Here is a 14,541-nt window from a genome sequence, read left to right as displayed (position 1 = left end):
CGTGGACGGGGGACGCCGAAGCGGGCGGCGCCGTTGTAGTGGTCCGGGTGGGCGTGCGTGACGATGAGCCGGTCCAGCGGCTTGCCGAGCCCCTTCGCGTAGGCGATGGCCTCGTCGGCGTAGGCGGGGAGCCGTTGGGCGTCGATCGCGATGATGCGGGCTGGGGTCTCGATCAGCTGGGTGGTGGTGTGGAAGGTGTCCGCCGGGGACATGTAGCTGTGGATGCGGACCGCGCCTTTGTCGAGCACCGTGACCGTGCCGTTCATGGGGATGCTCCTTGAGGTATAGGCGCCTTTGCGCCGCCTTGATGTCTTCTACTCTCGCCGCGAAACCGCAGGCAGACGAGATACGCTGAAGACGCGGCATGGTAATTCGAGGACATCTGGAGATCGTGCTGCTTCCCGTGGACCTCGGCGGCGGCGATCCCTCCCGGGGCGGCGCCATCCTTCGGCTCGACTTCCACCCGCCCGAGGAGCGGGTCCCCGGCTTCGAGATCATCGATCTCGCCACACTGCACGAGCGGCGCCGGCGGCGGGGGAGGCGGCCGGACCTGGTGCATCGGGTGGACTTCCACACCCTCACCCTGATCACGGAGGTCAGCGGGGAGCACGCGATCGACTGCGTGACCTACCCCTACCGCCCGGGCACCTTGTTGTGGGTACGGCCGGGCCAGGTCCAGAGCTTCGTCCGGCCGGGCACGGCGAATGGCACGCACCTGCTGTTCACGCCTGCCTTCCCGTCCCACAGAAGCAGTGGCGACCGGCTTGTGAACGAGTGGTACGGGCCCGCTTGCCGGCAACTGCGCGCGCGTCCCGCGTACGCGGCGCTGTCCACCCTGCTGGGCCAGTTGCGGGCCGAGTACGACCGTCCGGAAGAGACCGTGTCGGCGGAGATCCTCCAACTGCTGTTGGCCACCGTGCTGTTGCAGGTCGACCGGCTGCCCCACCCCGAGGGCGGCGGTGACCCGAGCGCGGGCGACGAGCTGTATGCCCGTTTCCGCGCCGAGTTGGAGCGTTCCTACTCCGCCACCCGCCGCGCCGCCGACTACGCCCACCGCCTCGGCTACACCGTCAAGACCCTCACGCGCGCCTGCACGGCCGCCACCGGACAACCCGTCAAACACGTCATCGACGCTGTGTCGCCCTGGAGGCTCAGAGGCTGCTCGCCCACACCGACGAACCGGTGGCCACCATCGCCCGACGCCTGGGCTTATGGATTTACCGAAGAGCGGCTTCGCCGACGTCCTGACCACGACCTTCCCCACCGCCAAAGCCCTGGAGCAGCGCCGCAACGAGGCATACGAGGCCATGGTGGAGCTCATCAACCGCGCGAAGGCCACGGGTCGGCTGCGCGAGGACTTCGATCCCTCGGACCTGGTCCTGATCCATATGGCCAATGCAGGGGTCGTCAACGCCACCGGCGACGCCGCCCCCGACTCCTGGCGACGCGTCGTCGCCCTGCTCATCCAGGCCTGCGAGGCAACGGCCCGCGGGCCCCTGCCCCCTTCGCCCGAGCATGACGCCCTCGACAGGGCCATGCTCCGCGCCAGTCCCACGGACCCCGCGGCTCCGGCGCCGGATGAGAGCGCCTGACGACAGCCGGTCGTGCCGAGGGTGACGTGGACGCGGTCGGCACCGCGGAGCGGGTGCTGTGGGACACGCTGAGTCGGCTCCCGGCGCCGGCCGTACGGCGCTGCTGCCTTCCAGCAGGCGGCTATGCGGCGAAGGCGTGGATGGCAAGGCTCACCGCCTCCCCGTCGGTGCAGGGGCGGCCCTTCCCACGCAGGATGGCTCGGCTCGCTCGTTCGCGTGCGGTGATGTGTGACCCCGCACAACTTCGCCGAGTTCTACAGCAGATCGCGCGGCACTGTCTCGTTCCAGGTGCGCGAGAAGACCCGGCGGTCGGCCTCGTAGGCGTCCAGGGTCGCATCCACGAAGAAGTCTGTCTCGTCGCAGCTCAGCTGAGTGTGCGTCACCACCCGGACGTCCCAGTCGTCGCGCCGGAAGCGCATGGTCCATGTGGAGGAGCCGTTCGCCGAGGTGAAGTCGTCGGCGACCGTCGTATAGCGTTCGTGGGCGCGACGGCTGGCCTCGAGCCCGATGTGCTCGAAGCGGACCGTGCCCCGGTCCTTCACGATGTCCAGTTCGGCGTGATAACCGACCAAGTCCCGCTTGACCTCCCAGCGCTCTTCGGGTGGCGTTACCTGGCTGGTGGCGAGCGGTGGTGTCCCCTCGGGCTCGCCGAAGGGGGCCGACGGTACCTCGTCGGGTTCCTCCACCGGTCGCACGGGCAGGGTGAGCGTGCTGGAGCGCTCATGGACGCTGAGCAGCGCGGGCTTCGGTGGCGGCCAGGCGAGGGGCCAGTAGGACGTGGAGAGGGAGAGCCTGATGCGGTGGCCCGGCGGGAACGCCTGCGCCACTCCGTTCAGCGGGATGGTGGCGCGGTAGCGCCGTCCTGGTTCCAGGGGCTCGGGGGACTCCGTACTGTCGCGGCGGGTGAGGTTCAGCAGGCCGTACGAGACGCGGGTCGCGGCGCCGTCGGGGCTCACGTCGGACAGGCGCGCGGCCACCATGGCGACCGGTTCGTCGGCCGACAGATCGAGCTCCACGCTGGGTGAGCCGAGGATCTCCAGCGGTCGGGTCAGGGGCTCGCTGTCGAAGACGAGTGAACCGCCGTCCTCCTCGCGCTGGTCGTACGGCAGGTCCGGGGGCGCGTTGTAGGAGGCCCATTTGCCCGCGAACTGGCCGACGGACAGCGGTGACTGCACGGTCATCGCGTCGCCGTCGTGCGCCGGTGCCGGGTCCGCCGGGTCCCGCGGAGGTTCGATCGTGTGCCGGGTGAGCGGGTGGACGACCTCTCGGATGTGCGGGGAGGGCCAGTCCGGCTCGCCGACCCAGCGTCCCGGCCGCTCTTCGTAGGAGGTGGAGGGCGGCACGCTGTCCTGCATCCACGTCCGCAGCATGGGACCGTCCATGACGCCGTTGTCGATGCCCTTGAGCCAGTGGTCCCACCAACGCACGACCTCCTGGAGGTAGCCGATGGCGGGGCCGGGCTCCCCGAGATGGGGGAACTTGTGCGACCAGGGGCCGATCAGCCCCTTGCGCGGCACGTCCAGGTGGCCGAGCAGCCGGGTCACGGCGTTGGAGTAGCCGTCGGCCCATCCGCTGGAGGCCAGGACCGGGCAACGCACGCTGCTGTAGTCCTCGCACACCGAGGCGTGCCGCCAGTAGCCGTCGCGGCGCTGGTGGCGCAGCCACGGAAGGACCCAGGGCTCGGTGTGCTCCAGCCGTTCGTGCCACATCTCGCGCCAGCGGTCGCCCACCACGGCGGGGTCGGGCGGACAGGTGCCGTAGGCGAACATGGTGCCCGCCTCGGCCAGGCTGTCCGACAGCAGGGCACCGCCCATGTAGTGCATGTCGTCGGCGTGCCGGTCGTCGGTGAAGGAGGCGATGACGATGGCCTTCAGGCCGGCCGGGCGGCGGGCCGCCACCTGGAGCGCCGCGAACGCGCCCCAGGAGATGCCCATCATCCCGGTGCCGCCGTCGCACCAGGGCTGCTCCGCCAGCCAGGCCAGGACCTCCTCGGCGTCGGCCTGCTCCCGTTCCAGGTACTCGTCCCGCAGCACGCCTTCCGAGTCGCCGGTGCCGCGCAGGTCGACGCGTACGCAGGCGTAGCCGTGTCCGGCGATGTAGGGGTGATGGATCGAGTCCCGTACGGCCGTCAGGTCGCGCTTGCGGTACGGGATGTACTCCAGCACCGCGGGCACCGGCTCGTGGTCCGAGGAGGTGGGGCGCCAGATGTGCGCGGAGAGAAGGACCCCGTCGGACATGGGAATCGTGACGTGTTCTTCTTCCTTGGTCGCGTACGGCAGATTGGTCACATAACGCATCGGACCGACGTCCTCCTTACTCTCGCGGGGCCTCGTCGAAGGTGAGGCCCAGGGCCGCCACGCAGTGGTCGTACTTCTCCCGCAGCTCCTCCTCGTCCGCCCCGCCGGTGAAGATGTGCGCCAACTCGTAGCTGTAGCTGTCCTGTTGGGGAAGCTCCGAGAGCCGACTGCCCTTTTCGGGGACCACCTCGATCCGTACCCCCGGTGTCTCCCGCTCGATGCGGGCGATGTCCTCGGGCCCGGGCACGTGGCGTACCACGCCGTCGGTGAACCAGCGGTGGTACCACTTCGCCGCCATCGCGTACGGGCCCTCACGGTGCGGCATGCGCGGGTCGTCGCCGAGGGCGAGGCTGACCATGCAGTGGTGGTTGGGCACGCCGTCGACGTACTGAAAAAGCTCCGCGTGCGACTGGGAGTGCCGGGGGTTGATCTCCAGCAGGTTGATCTGGCGCGTCCGCGGGTCGTAGAAGTACTCGACGCTGAAGGTGGCCGAGTCCATGCCGATGCCCCGCATCACGCGCTCGGTTACGTCGTGGAGTTGCGCGATGACCGGTTGGGGCAGCATCGAGGGGTACTGGTGGCGCAGGAAGCTGGGGGAGTCCGGGTAGTTGATGGAGTCCAGGACGCCGTAGACCGTCACCTCGCCCTTGTGGACGTAGCCCTCCACAGCGACCTGGACGCCGGTCATCGCCTCCTCCGCCAGGCAGACCGGGCCGCCGACGCCGTCCATCTGCGGGGGCAGGTCGATGCGTTCGAGGATGTGTTCGAAGGGTCGACCGATGCGGGTAATTCCCTCGCTTATCTCGGTGACGGCCGTGCGGAACTCCTCCTCGTCGCGGACTCCGAAGGCGAGTTCGGAGGAGTACGAGAGGGCGGGTTTGACCCACATCGGGAACCCGACGTTCTCCGGTGGGCGCGGCGGCTCGGCGGTCAGGTCGACCCTGTCGAAGCGCGGGTGCCGGTCGGTGACCTTCTGCTGCTCCAGCCGGCTCCAGTATTTGTGCTCGCACTTGACCACGGACTCCAGGCTGGTGCTGTGGGTGCCGTAGCGTTCGCTGAGAATCGGGACGAGGGTGCTGGCGGGGAAGTCCCAGTAGCTGACGATCGCGTCGACGCTGCCGTCGAAGGCGTCCAGTACGCCCTGGGCCTTCTCGATCAGAGCGGGCAGGTCCACCTCGCCGATCTGCAGTTCCTCGATCGTCAGCAGCTGGTGGAAGCGCAGGGAACGGGCTCCCGGCACCTGCCGCAGCGTCGGCAGATTGGCCTCGTCGAGCCCGATCACGAAGACGTTCTTCACCTTTTCGCCAGGCACGGCTCTCCTTCCGATCAGTGCGGCCCGAGGGCCGGTCTCCCAAGATCGTCGGAGTACCCTTTCGCGCGGCGGTCAATCTGGCCCGGACCGCCCTCGGTACAGCAGAGCGTGGGCGCGGCAGTCACTGACCATGGGAAGGACCGCCACACAGCGACTTTCCAGTCTCAGATGCGGCCGGCCAGCTCATCTTCTCGCCTTCCTTCGCGGCTTGTTCCCACCGCGTGCTGTCCCTCGTCGACGACCGGGATACGGCGGACCGCGTGCTCGCGCATCACATCGCCGCTGCCCGCGCATGCCGCAGTGACTACCATCGGCCCCTCTCAGGCCTCGGCCTCACTGGGTGACCCCGGACGAAACGCGATCACGCAAAGACCCTGCTGCCATAGCGGCGCAGAAGAGGGAGTTCTTCTCCGTGAGCGGTTCTGCCGACCCAGCCTCACCTGTCTGACGGGAACCCGGCGGTGAGATAGGCCGACAGCTGCCCCGGTGCATCTTCCTGGAGGAGGTGGCCCGCTCCCTCGATCCAGTGCAGCTCAGCGTGTGGGATGCGCTCGAGCAACCATCCGGCGTACATCGGGGGGAGGATGCGGTCCTCGCGACCCCAGATGAGGCGTACCGGAAGTGACATGCCGCCAAGCAGGTGCTCGTACGCGGCGGTGTCTGCCTGCCTGATCTGGCTGTACTGGCGGTAGAACGCGGCCTGCCCCGCCGCCCCCCGCCACGGTGCGAGGAAGGCTTCGAGGACTTCCGGCCGCAAGCCGACGTGCGTCGCGTGCCGCATATGGCTGGCGACCAGCGCTTCGTGCGCGTAGTCCGGAAGCTGCTGGAAGACATGCGCGTACTCCAGGATGAGCTGAAAGAGCCCTCGCTCCCACTCACCGCCGCTCACTGCGTCGAAGAGGGTCAGGTCCCGGTAGCTCTTGCCTTCCAGCAGCAGCGTCCGCAGTGCCACGGCCCCGCCGATGTCGTGGGCGATGACGCTGGGGCAGGTCAGCTCCCAGTGATCGAGGAGCCGGGCGAGGTTCCTCGCGTGAGCCGCCAGGCTGAGGTCCTGGCCCTCGCGCTGGTCCGACTGGCCGAAGCCGAGATGGTCGTAGACGAAGACCCGGCGGGTACGGGCGAGCGCTGGAGCGATGTCCCGCCAGAGAAAAGAGGAATAGGGAGTGCCGTGCACCAGCACCAGCGGATCTCCACTGCCGAATACCCTCCACCGCACCCTCCCCTCAGGCGTCTCGAATTCCTCGCCAAGCGTCCAGTTCACCCTTGGTCTCCTCGCCTTCGGCATGATCAGCACCTGTCATCAAGAGCTTGGGGATGCCGACCTCGCAAGAGTTCCCATGGTTCCCGAACTCATCAACTGCACCCTTGGACTCTCGGCGCGCTCACGGACCTGCCGGAGCCAGTGTGACTCCCTACCGGCCACGGCCGCTCGTCCTCGATGCGATCTCCGGCCGGCGCAGCAGCTGATGGGCCCGGGTACCCGGTCGAAGCCGTCGACAATGCCGATGGACGCCTACCGCGAGGGCGACGGGTACGTGGTGGCCTTCGACCTGCCCGGTGTCACCGCGGACGCGATCGACATCGACCTTGAGCGGAACATGCTGACCGTCAGGCCGGGCGCAGGCCGGTGGCGAAGGCCGACGACGTGCAGACGGAGCTGTCCGAGCGGCCGCTGGGTGTCTTCTCCCGCCGGACCGTGCTCGCCGACACCCTCGACACCGAGCACATCCAGGCCGACTGCGACGCGGGCGTGCTCACCCTGCGGATCCCGATGGCCGAGCGCGCCAAGCCCCGCAGGATCTCCATCGGCGTCGGATCAGGCCGCACTGAGATCTCCGGCTGACACCGGCCGGATGGGTGTGCGGGGCGGGCATCTGATTCCCTCTCACCCCGCTCTCCGCACCCCCGTGGACAGTCCGAGAAGAAGGGGTGGCGGCCGAGACGACTCTGCGACGCGAAGCGTTCCCGGGCCGCGTGAAGGAAGGCGGCGAGTACGACACCGCCGAGGAAGCCGAGAGCGCCGTCCGGGTGGTACTCGCTCTCCTCGGCGCGCACCTGGTCGGCAACGTCCGCGCCCAGCTGGCGGCGCGCCTGCCTGAGCCGTTCGACCTGATCCTGCTCAACCCGCTGCAGAGCGCTGAGCTGCTGCCCCGGAGCGGTTCGTCCGCGCAACCGCCGCGTGGGTCGAAGGCGCCACCGAGCAGACCGCGGCCTGGAACGTCAGCGCAGTGCTGTCCACCGTCGCCGACGCGGCAGGCGGATGCCTGCTGAGCCAGATCCTGCTCCAGCTCCCCACCGGCTACGACCTGCTCTTCGGCCGCCCTCAGCCCATCTGACCATCCCGCGCCCCCGGTGCCCGAACACCGGCCACAGCAAGAGGGGCAACCACCCCTGTGATCTCCGAGGGGCACGCACCGTCCCAGCAGCCGTACGGGACGGCATGCGAGCGGATGCTGGAGAAGGTGAGAAGGTCCGCTACGAGGGCGCCTACCCCACCCGCGAGAGAGCCGACGAAGCCGTCCGCCTGCTCCTTGCCGGACTGGGGCGTCAGCTGACCGGCAACGAACGTGTCGACCTCGCCGGCTGCCTGCCCTTGGAAGCCGCACGCGTGCTGAACGCCCAAGACCCCGACCTCCAGCCGCTGGCCGGCTGGTCCTTCGTCAAGGACAACCTCGCCGCCCGCACCGGCGCCTCCCTGGCCACTACCCGCTCGTACACGGGCTTCGTCTTCTCCGCCGTCGTCGCGTACGCCGGTCCCGACCTGATCACCCGCATCCTCCACCAGCTTCCCACCGGTTACGCCTTGCTGTTCGGCCGCGCCGAACTCGCCCCGGCCGCGAAGACGGCGACGTGCGTACGGGCGGGCGCGACGACCACTGCGTCGCTGTCCGCCCTGCGCCCGCGAGGCGTCGCCTTCCTGCCCGCAGTCCCGGCCCCAGCGGCTCTTTACGCATATCTGGGTCGCACCCCCACCACGTCCGCCGTGGCGGGGTAGTCCCCGCGGCAAGCCGAGGCCGGCGAGTGCCTGGAGAGATTCCTCTGGGTGTGGCGTTGGTCGGATAAGCGGGGTGGTCCGGGGTAGAACGGATGAGGCTCGTGTGGTTGCAGGAGCTGGGGCATGCCCGGTAAGTGGGCTGTTCTCTCGCGTGAAACGAAGGATTGACGGTATGGCCAGCGGCACCGTGAAGTGGTTCAACTCTGAGAAGGGCTTTGGCTTCATCGAGCAGGACGGCGGGGGGCCGGACGTGTTCGCGCACTACTCGGAAATCCAGGGCAACGGGTACCGCGAGCTGACCGAGGGCGAGCACGTGACCTTCGACATCGGTCAGGGGCAGAAGGGACCGCAGGCGCAGAACATCGTTCGGGGCTGAGCGAAGGGGTCCGTGCTGTGTGTGGCACCGCACGGACCCCGGTGCAGGTTCTCACGCGGGGCCTCCTCAGCGCGCCCAGTTGAGTCCCAACTCGGCGAGCTGCTGGAGTTGTTGGGGGTGAGTTTCCCGCGCATGGTCTTCGTGTACGACACGAACACTTTGAGCTTCACCCCGGCCCCGTCCTCCAGCCGCCCCCCGTGTGGGCCCTGGTGACCGTCACAGAGCCCGTGCGGGCCTTCGCACCGTGCCCGTGCCGCAACGCCCTGCAGGTCCAGAGGAGGCTTAGGGGCCTTGGCGGCGTCTCCGCTTCCTGCTCCGGCCTCAGCGCGGCGAGCGCCGGTTGATGATCGCTTGCCCGGCGGTCCCGGTGGTCGGCCAGTCGGTGCCCTCCTACGATCGAGGAAGGACGGCCCGACCAGGTGCCGAAGGAGTGAGTGCTGGTATGGACAGCACCGAGATGCGCCGCCTCTTCGAGACCCACCGCGAGGCGGAGATGGCACGGGACATCGACGGCATCCTCAGGACGTTCGTCGCGGACTGCTTCCTCGAGACGAAGGCGCTCGGGCTGTGCAGCCGGGGAAGGGACGCGGTGGGCGCCGCCTACAAGCAGCAGTACTTCACTGCTTTCCCAGACCTCACCCCCGAGGATGAGGGCATCGCCTTCGGCGACGGCGTCCTCGCCGTCTGGGGAACTCTGCGCGGCACCAGCCGCGGGGAGTGGCTCGGGATACCCCCGGAGGGGGCGCCTTTGAGGTGCCCTTCGCCAACATCGTCCCGTTCCAAGACGGGCTGATGGCGGGCGAGGCGATCTACTTCGACCTGGCCACCCTGTGCGAGCAGGCCGGTATCCCCCTGGACCGGATACGGGCCGCCGCGGCCGCGCGCCAGGTCGCCATGGCCGCTGCGGACACCGACGATGCCGACTCCGCCCACCGGGCGTAGATCACCTTCGGTCCATGCCCCGGCCTCCTGCAGTGCCCGTTCCGTGGTCTGCGAGCTGCTGGAGCCCGCTCGCCCGGCCGCACCGTTCTCCCAGCGGCAGAGCGATCCCTGGCAAACGCCGCTCGACTTTTAGGCGCGCCACGGTCCCGCATGGTTCGTAGGGCCTCACTCCCGTCCGGCAAGCATGACTAGATGGGTGACGGCTTCCGGATGCGGGCGGGGCTGATGGCTGGGACCGTAGCGGGGGTAGTCCGAAGGGGTGAGGACGGAGGTGGCCGTCATGTTGAGGGCGCATCCTTCGCTCCTGCGGGAGCTGGTCGAGCGCTGCGACACATTGCGCCGGCGGTTGGCGTCCGGTGCCGGGCCGGAAATCCGGCGTCAGCTCGAGGATGTGACGTACACGCTATGTGTGGTCACGGGTACTCGTCAGCTGGACGCGGCGCTCTATGTGGCCCGCCGGCAGCTGGCCGATGCGATGACACGCCTGCACCCTCTCCAGTGTTGAAGCCATGCCCGGCTGCCTCGGAGGAACTGCCAGACGGCACATCCGCCGAGCTGCCGTGGCGTGCAGGCAAGGCTCCGGCATCGTCACACGTGGCGCACTCCTCCTACCGCGTCATGCCCATCGCGATGGCGACGGGGCAGGCGGCCGGAGTCTGCGCCGCGCTGTCCGTCCGCCTCTCCCGCACCCCCGCGACGTGCCCCACCACCTCGTCCAGCGCGCCCTGAACCGCCAAGGCGCCCCTCTGCGCCTGGAGCCCCGCGAGCAAGTGCCCCTGCACCGCTGATGCAGGGACACGGTTACTCCCGGCGCACTGAAGCCCCTCAGCGCGCTGATGCGCGAGCGCTCCTGTATGGCGCGGACGGCGGCTGGACAGGAAGCGACTGACGGTTCATTACGGCCTGTGATCATCGGGAACACATCTCGCGTCCAGCAAGGGAGAGCAGGGCATGACGGCGAAACGCGTCAGCGCACAGCCGCAGCCGCCTGTCATGGCTGGTCGGCTGCGTGTCCGGGCAGCCTGCTTCACCCGGTCCGGCGGCCGGCATGTCGCCGAGGCGATGGTCGGAGAGAAGATCACCAATAGTGGCGACGGCCGGCGACAGCGTGCCCCAGGGATCCCATGATCCACAGGACCGCGCCAATGACCGCGAGGATGAGTCCGATCGTCCACAGGATCGCTATGCCGGTAACGAAGCCGACAACGAGCAGGATGATGCCGAGAAGGAGCATGACTGCCTCCAGTGCGCGATGGTGCTTCTTTCACTGTGGACCGCAACGCCGCGTTAGGGAAGCGGTGCCGTGCCGTTATGACCTGGGAAATTGTGCGAGGCCGGCCAGCAGGTCGACACCACGAAGGCGCTGGAGGCCCGGCCGGACGAGCAGGTGGAGCTGCGGCCACCGGACACTCCGAGGACTCTGTCCAAGCCCTCCTGGGGAACAGTGAAAGGCACCCTCAAAGAGTTCATGAAGGACGTGTGGTTCAGCCCCGCCCGAGCGCGGTGGTCCCGCAGGTAGCGGACCGCGATACCAGCGGGACTCTCGCCCTCCAACAACCACAGGGGGGTCCTGGGCCTTGCGTGAGGGTGGTCTTTGCATCGGTCATGCGCCACCGCCCGCCCGGGGTCGGTTCTGCCATCAGGCTCAGCGTGTGTCCGCCGGACAGGTCAAACCCGGGCAACAAACTTCCGGACGTATCTCCAGCGGGACTTCACGGATCAGCCCTGAAGAAAACCTGTCACAGTCACAGTAGACATTGGCTCGCCGCAACGTTATCGTTTCTGTTGTACCCAGGAAGTCGAGTGGGTGCGGCAGACACGAACTGCCGCGCATGCAGGTCAACAGGACGCGGCTCGAGAGTCGCGAGCAGTATCCGCGTTATCCCAGCAGTACGGCCGAGTAACCGAAGGTAAGGGAGCAGACGCCATCAGGATCGCCCGGGCGAGGAAGAAGTCCGCCCGGGTACGCAGGCCCCGGATTGGAAGGTGGTCCCCGGTCACGCATTCGCGATCCCCGCAGTCTCGCCCTCCCAGGCGGAACCTGCGGACGAAGAAGGCCGGCGTAGTTTGCCGGTAGATGGTGTTGAAAGCTCGGGGCCCGGGTGCCGTTCGGCACCCGGGCCCCCCGACGCGTCCGCCGAAAGAAGAGGTCTATGCCCCCTACTGGTTCCCGTCCTGTCGACAAACTCGACGATGACGACTACCCCGCCTACACCATGGGCCGGGCCGCCGAGCTGCTCGGCACCGCTCCCGCCTTCCTCCGCGCGCTGGGCGAACACCGCCTCATCACCCCGCTGCGCTCCGAAGGCGGCCACCGCCGCTATTCCCGCTACCAGCTGCGCATCGCGGCCCGCGCCCGCGAGCTCGTCGACGCGGGCACCGCCATCGAGGCGGCCTGCCGCATTGTCATCCTCGAGGATCAGCTCGAGGAAGCCCGGCGCATCAACGAGCAACTGCGCACCCAACGTGACGAGTCGCAGTCAAAGACCTCACCTTGATCAGGACACCCTGCGCCAGCTTCTGAATATCCCTGCTGCTGGCGCAAGATGACGCAACGGCGCACGCCTCAGGCGCGGGCCACCTGAGGGCGGGCCGCGCCCGGGTCTGTCTGTCAGGGCCGGCGGGCAGGGTCTTCGGGACGAGTGCGGTCCGGCCATCCCCGATCGGGGGTGTCCGTCCTGCGGGCTGTTTTCCGCATCCGCACCGATCACGCGTAGGCGCACAGAAGCGGACATACGGGTTCGGCTTCGCCGGATGCCTCGTCACCTGTGATGGGGGGCGAGGCGGCTTCGGATACGGAAGCGACCGACACCAGCGTCATCGGCCGACGCCAGGTCAACTGCGACGGGCCCGGCGAAGGTATATCCCTGCTGTGCTGCGTAGCGGCGAACTTGAGCCGCGAGGTGCCCTGCCACCTGGGCACTGTCGTCGGTCAGCCGTCGGTGGGATTCCGGCGGGAGCTCGATAACGAAGGCGTTGGGCACCAGGGTGCGCCGCCTGTCCAGGATCAAAGCGCGGTCGTCGCACTCGCGGCGGAGTATCCCCACCACCTCGGCACGCTTCGTGGCACGAGGGACCAGTGACTCCCACATGACGTTGGACCATCGCTCCATGGTGCGCTCCAGGCCGACAAGAAATCTCATCCGTTTCCGCTGCCCGCCGGAATGCGGGGCATACGCAGCCATACGGGTATCGAGTCAGACTGTGCCCGGAGCCCACCATGGCGCATGGAGACGAGGTGACCTGAGCGGGATTCACTGCGGGTGCTCGATCGGCCCGCGTGAAGTGCCGACGCGCAGGAACCCACCGTGTCGGTCCTGCACATGAGGGCCGGATGGAGGTGCGATGTCCACGCAGACTCACCGTCTGACCATCACCGAGGTTGCCGGGTGCGACGGCTGCGCGGTCCTGCGGGTCAGTGGCGAACTCGACCAAACTTGCGAGGAGTTCTTCCTGCGCACGCTCGGCGCCACCGTGGGCGCCGGGCATCGATACCTGGTGCTGGACGTGACGGCTCTCGTCTTCTGTGACTCTCGGGGGCTCAACTGCCTTCTCGCCATCCGCTGGCTACTGGAACGCAGGAACGGAATGCTCCTTCTGGCCGGGGCTGGGCGTCGCCTGACGGAGCTGCTGATGCAAACGGGCAGCACAGAGTTACTGCCGGTCCGGCCAACAGTCCTCCAGGCGCTGAAGGACCTGCCCGCGGCCCATCGCCCCGCCTGGCCTCCGGAGCCGCACAGTTGGGAGGGCGCTGGCCGCGACCCACGGCAGCCGCAGCCTGACTCTCAGCGCGGCATCCAGGCCGACTGAGGGCCGGCACGGGCGCGGCGGCATGTTCAGCCCCGGATTCGGGTGTGAGGGCTTCCGTGGCCGGCTCGATTGCGGTCAGCAGCGGTCGGCACTGCTTGGGCAGCGGTCGGGCCAAAATCGGTGCGGTCCTCGCCCGTCAGTGAGCGCCAATGGTTTCCAGCACGTTCTGGACGGCCCTGGCCACCTGTGGGGGGACCTGGTCTGCGCGTTCCGCGACCTGGGCGAGGAAGGTGTCCAGAGGCAGCTGGCTTCAGGAAACAGAAAGGCCGCCGGGACGCCCCAGGCTCGCTTGGGCGGGTCGGCGTGTCGTGTGTCAGTCCCTCGCTGTGCGCCCCCGGCACCGTAAAGAGGGGGCGAGGGCCCGGGACCGGGCGCTGTCATCCGGGCCCTCACGAACACTCGCATCCGCAGAGGGCGGATGTTCTAGGCGCGATCAGCTCAACGAAGACCACACCCGACAGGTCACTCAGACAGGAGGAACGGGCTAGCGCTCACCGGATAGCCCAAGAGCTCGCACCGTTGCGGTGATTTCGACATTGCATGTGAGGAGGGCAGGCCCGTTGAGGGAGAGGCACATCGTGGAGGCCTACACGGTCTGCTACCGGTGCGCCGGACGGGACGAAGCCGCGCTGGAGTTCGACCCGCAGCAGCACTCGCTGGCCCAGCGCCGGCGGGCCAAGGCAGCCGAGCTGACGGCGGCGGGGTATCCGGTGACGGCCAGCGGCATCAAAGCAGCGGCGCCAGCGCTACCAGCGGGACGGGATGGTCGGCCAGGCACATGGTCGGTCGGCCAAGAGTGCCTACGAGGTGGACCCGAACTCCCGCTCGTGTTCGAAGCGGTCGGCGGTCCGCTCAATGCGTCGGGCGTGGGACAGAGCGCGCCAGCCGAGTGCCATGGCGATCAGCCCCAATGGGATGGCCGCGATGGCTCCCACCATCCCGTTGCCGGTGCCGGGACCCCGCTGGAGGTGACCAGGTGCAGCGCCGCGAGGGCCGTTCCGACCAGGCCCACCACAATGGCCGCCGTGGCGCCGGTGCGCGCGCTGCCGGTGCTGATACGGCCGGTGCCCCGGGCCAGGGCCAGCCGGCCAATGGCCACGCCCACCAGCCCCACCCCAAGAGCCAGGTTGGCCCCCGTCCGCCCGTCGCCGATGACTCCGCCCTCGGCGGCCACCGTCAGGACATCTCTTGCGCTCATGCCACTCTCCTCCTTCGTG

Annotated in this window: 13 protein-coding genes and 6 pseudogenes; 12 read left to right on the top strand and 7 right to left on the bottom strand. The window is 68.6% G+C overall.

Going from position 1 to position 14,541, the window contains the following annotated elements; all coding sequences use genetic code 11:
* Positions 1 to 2: 2 nt before the first annotated feature.
* Positions 3 to 212 (bottom strand): annotated as a pseudogene (locus OHO27_RS43040) (MBL fold metallo-hydrolase); the annotation flags it as partial.
* Between the two features lie 152 nt (positions 213 to 364).
* Here OHO27_RS43040 and OHO27_RS01435 point away from each other — a divergent pair.
* A pseudogene (locus OHO27_RS01435) lies at positions 365 to 1,209 on the top strand (helix-turn-helix domain-containing protein); the annotation flags it as partial.
* 2 nt (positions 1,210 to 1,211) lie between these two features.
* A complete protein-coding gene (locus OHO27_RS01430; RefSeq protein ID WP_328419495.1) occupies positions 1,212 to 1,592 on the top strand; it encodes an SbtR family transcriptional regulator in 381 nt (126 codons plus the stop codon).
* A 254-nt stretch (positions 1,593 to 1,846) separates the two neighbouring features.
* Here OHO27_RS01430 and OHO27_RS01425 read toward each other — a convergent pair whose 3' ends face one another.
* The 3 genes from OHO27_RS01425 to OHO27_RS01415 all read right to left on the bottom strand — a co-directional run bounded on the left by OHO27_RS01425 (position 1,847) and on the right by OHO27_RS01415 (position 6,462).
* Complete coding sequence (locus OHO27_RS01425; RefSeq protein WP_328419492.1) at positions 1,847 to 3,889, bottom strand: CocE/NonD family hydrolase; 2,043 nt, start codon at positions 3,887 to 3,889, stop codon at positions 1,847 to 1,849.
* A 16-nt stretch (positions 3,890 to 3,905) separates the two neighbouring features.
* Positions 3,906 to 5,201 carry an ATP-grasp domain-containing protein gene (locus tag OHO27_RS01420; protein ID WP_328419490.1) on the bottom strand — a complete coding sequence of 432 codons (1,296 nt, stop codon included), beginning with the start codon at positions 5,199 to 5,201 and terminating at the stop codon, positions 3,906 to 3,908.
* Positions 5,202 to 5,637: 436 nt separating this feature from the next.
* Entirely contained in the window at positions 5,638 to 6,462 is an 825-nt protein-coding gene (locus tag OHO27_RS01415) for an alpha/beta fold hydrolase (protein ID WP_328419488.1), read from the bottom strand.
* A 205-nt stretch (positions 6,463 to 6,667) separates the two neighbouring features.
* Between OHO27_RS01415 and OHO27_RS01410 the strand changes: the two are divergent.
* From OHO27_RS01410 to OHO27_RS01375, 8 genes and pseudogenes are all read left to right on the top strand, one after another.
* Positions 6,668 to 7,044 (top strand): annotated as a pseudogene (locus OHO27_RS01410) (Hsp20/alpha crystallin family protein).
* 86 nt (positions 7,045 to 7,130) lie between these two features.
* A pseudogene (locus tag OHO27_RS01405) lies at positions 7,131 to 7,537 on the top strand (DUF2267 domain-containing protein).
* 114 nt (positions 7,538 to 7,651) lie between these two features.
* Positions 7,652 to 8,040 (top strand): annotated as a pseudogene (locus tag OHO27_RS01400) (DUF2267 domain-containing protein); the annotation flags it as partial.
* Positions 8,041 to 8,368: 328 nt separating this feature from the next.
* Positions 8,369 to 8,572, top strand: coding sequence for a cold-shock protein (locus OHO27_RS01395; protein ID WP_104782251.1), 204 nt, complete (start codon positions 8,369 to 8,371; stop codon positions 8,570 to 8,572).
* 442 nt (positions 8,573 to 9,014) lie between these two features.
* Positions 9,015 to 9,365 (top strand): ester cyclase, encoded by a 351-nt coding sequence (locus tag OHO27_RS01390; RefSeq protein WP_328419487.1) that lies wholly within the window; start codon positions 9,015 to 9,017, stop codon positions 9,363 to 9,365.
* Positions 9,365 to 9,514, top strand: a complete 150-nt coding sequence (locus OHO27_RS01385) for a hypothetical protein (RefSeq protein ID WP_328419486.1) — start codon at positions 9,365 to 9,367, stop codon at positions 9,512 to 9,514. The genes OHO27_RS01390 and OHO27_RS01385 overlap by 1 nt, the downstream gene beginning before the upstream one ends.
* Before the next feature lie 280 nt (positions 9,515 to 9,794).
* Entirely contained in the window at positions 9,795 to 10,019 is a 225-nt protein-coding gene (locus OHO27_RS01380) for a DUF5133 domain-containing protein (RefSeq protein ID WP_328430315.1), read from the top strand.
* Positions 9,920 to 10,243, top strand: a complete 324-nt coding sequence (locus OHO27_RS01375; RefSeq protein WP_328419485.1) for an FAD-dependent oxidoreductase — start codon at positions 9,920 to 9,922, stop codon at positions 10,241 to 10,243. Before OHO27_RS01380 ends, OHO27_RS01375 begins: the two co-directional genes overlap by 100 nt.
* Before the next feature lie 349 nt (positions 10,244 to 10,592).
* On the opposite strand, the gene OHO27_RS01370 is transcribed toward OHO27_RS01375, so the two are convergent.
* Positions 10,593 to 10,748 carry a DUF6131 family protein gene (locus OHO27_RS01370; protein ID WP_328419483.1) on the bottom strand — a complete coding sequence of 52 codons (156 nt, stop codon included), beginning with the start codon at positions 10,746 to 10,748 and terminating at the stop codon, positions 10,593 to 10,595.
* A 919-nt stretch (positions 10,749 to 11,667) separates the two neighbouring features.
* On the opposite strand from OHO27_RS01370, the gene OHO27_RS01365 reads away from it, so the two are divergent.
* Positions 11,668 to 12,012 carry a MerR family transcriptional regulator gene (locus tag OHO27_RS01365; protein ID WP_328419481.1) on the top strand — a complete coding sequence of 115 codons (345 nt, stop codon included), beginning with the start codon at positions 11,668 to 11,670 and terminating at the stop codon, positions 12,010 to 12,012.
* A gap of 264 nt (positions 12,013 to 12,276) precedes the next feature.
* Here the strand turns inward: OHO27_RS01365 and OHO27_RS43035 are convergent, their stop codons facing one another.
* On the bottom strand, positions 12,277 to 12,627 hold the full coding sequence (locus OHO27_RS43035) for a DUF3662 domain-containing protein (protein WP_443059686.1): 351 nt from the start codon (positions 12,625 to 12,627) through the stop codon (positions 12,277 to 12,279).
* 232 nt (positions 12,628 to 12,859) lie between these two features.
* On the opposite strand from OHO27_RS43035, the gene OHO27_RS01360 reads away from it, so the two are divergent.
* On the top strand, positions 12,860 to 13,324 hold the full coding sequence (locus tag OHO27_RS01360; RefSeq protein ID WP_328419479.1) for an STAS domain-containing protein: 465 nt from the start codon (positions 12,860 to 12,862) through the stop codon (positions 13,322 to 13,324).
* A gap of 800 nt (positions 13,325 to 14,124) precedes the next feature.
* Here OHO27_RS01360 and OHO27_RS01355 read toward each other — a convergent pair.
* Positions 14,125 to 14,522 (bottom strand): annotated as a pseudogene (locus OHO27_RS01355) (DUF6223 family protein).
* Positions 14,523 to 14,541 lie beyond the last annotated feature (19 nt).

The sequence above is a fragment of the Streptomyces sp. NBC_00443 genome, from assembly GCF_036014175.1.
Classification (GTDB): domain Bacteria; phylum Actinomycetota; class Actinomycetes; order Streptomycetales; family Streptomycetaceae; genus Streptomyces.
The sequence above is the reverse complement of the archived record's forward strand: the minus strand, read 5'-3'. Positions and strand labels throughout refer to the sequence as shown.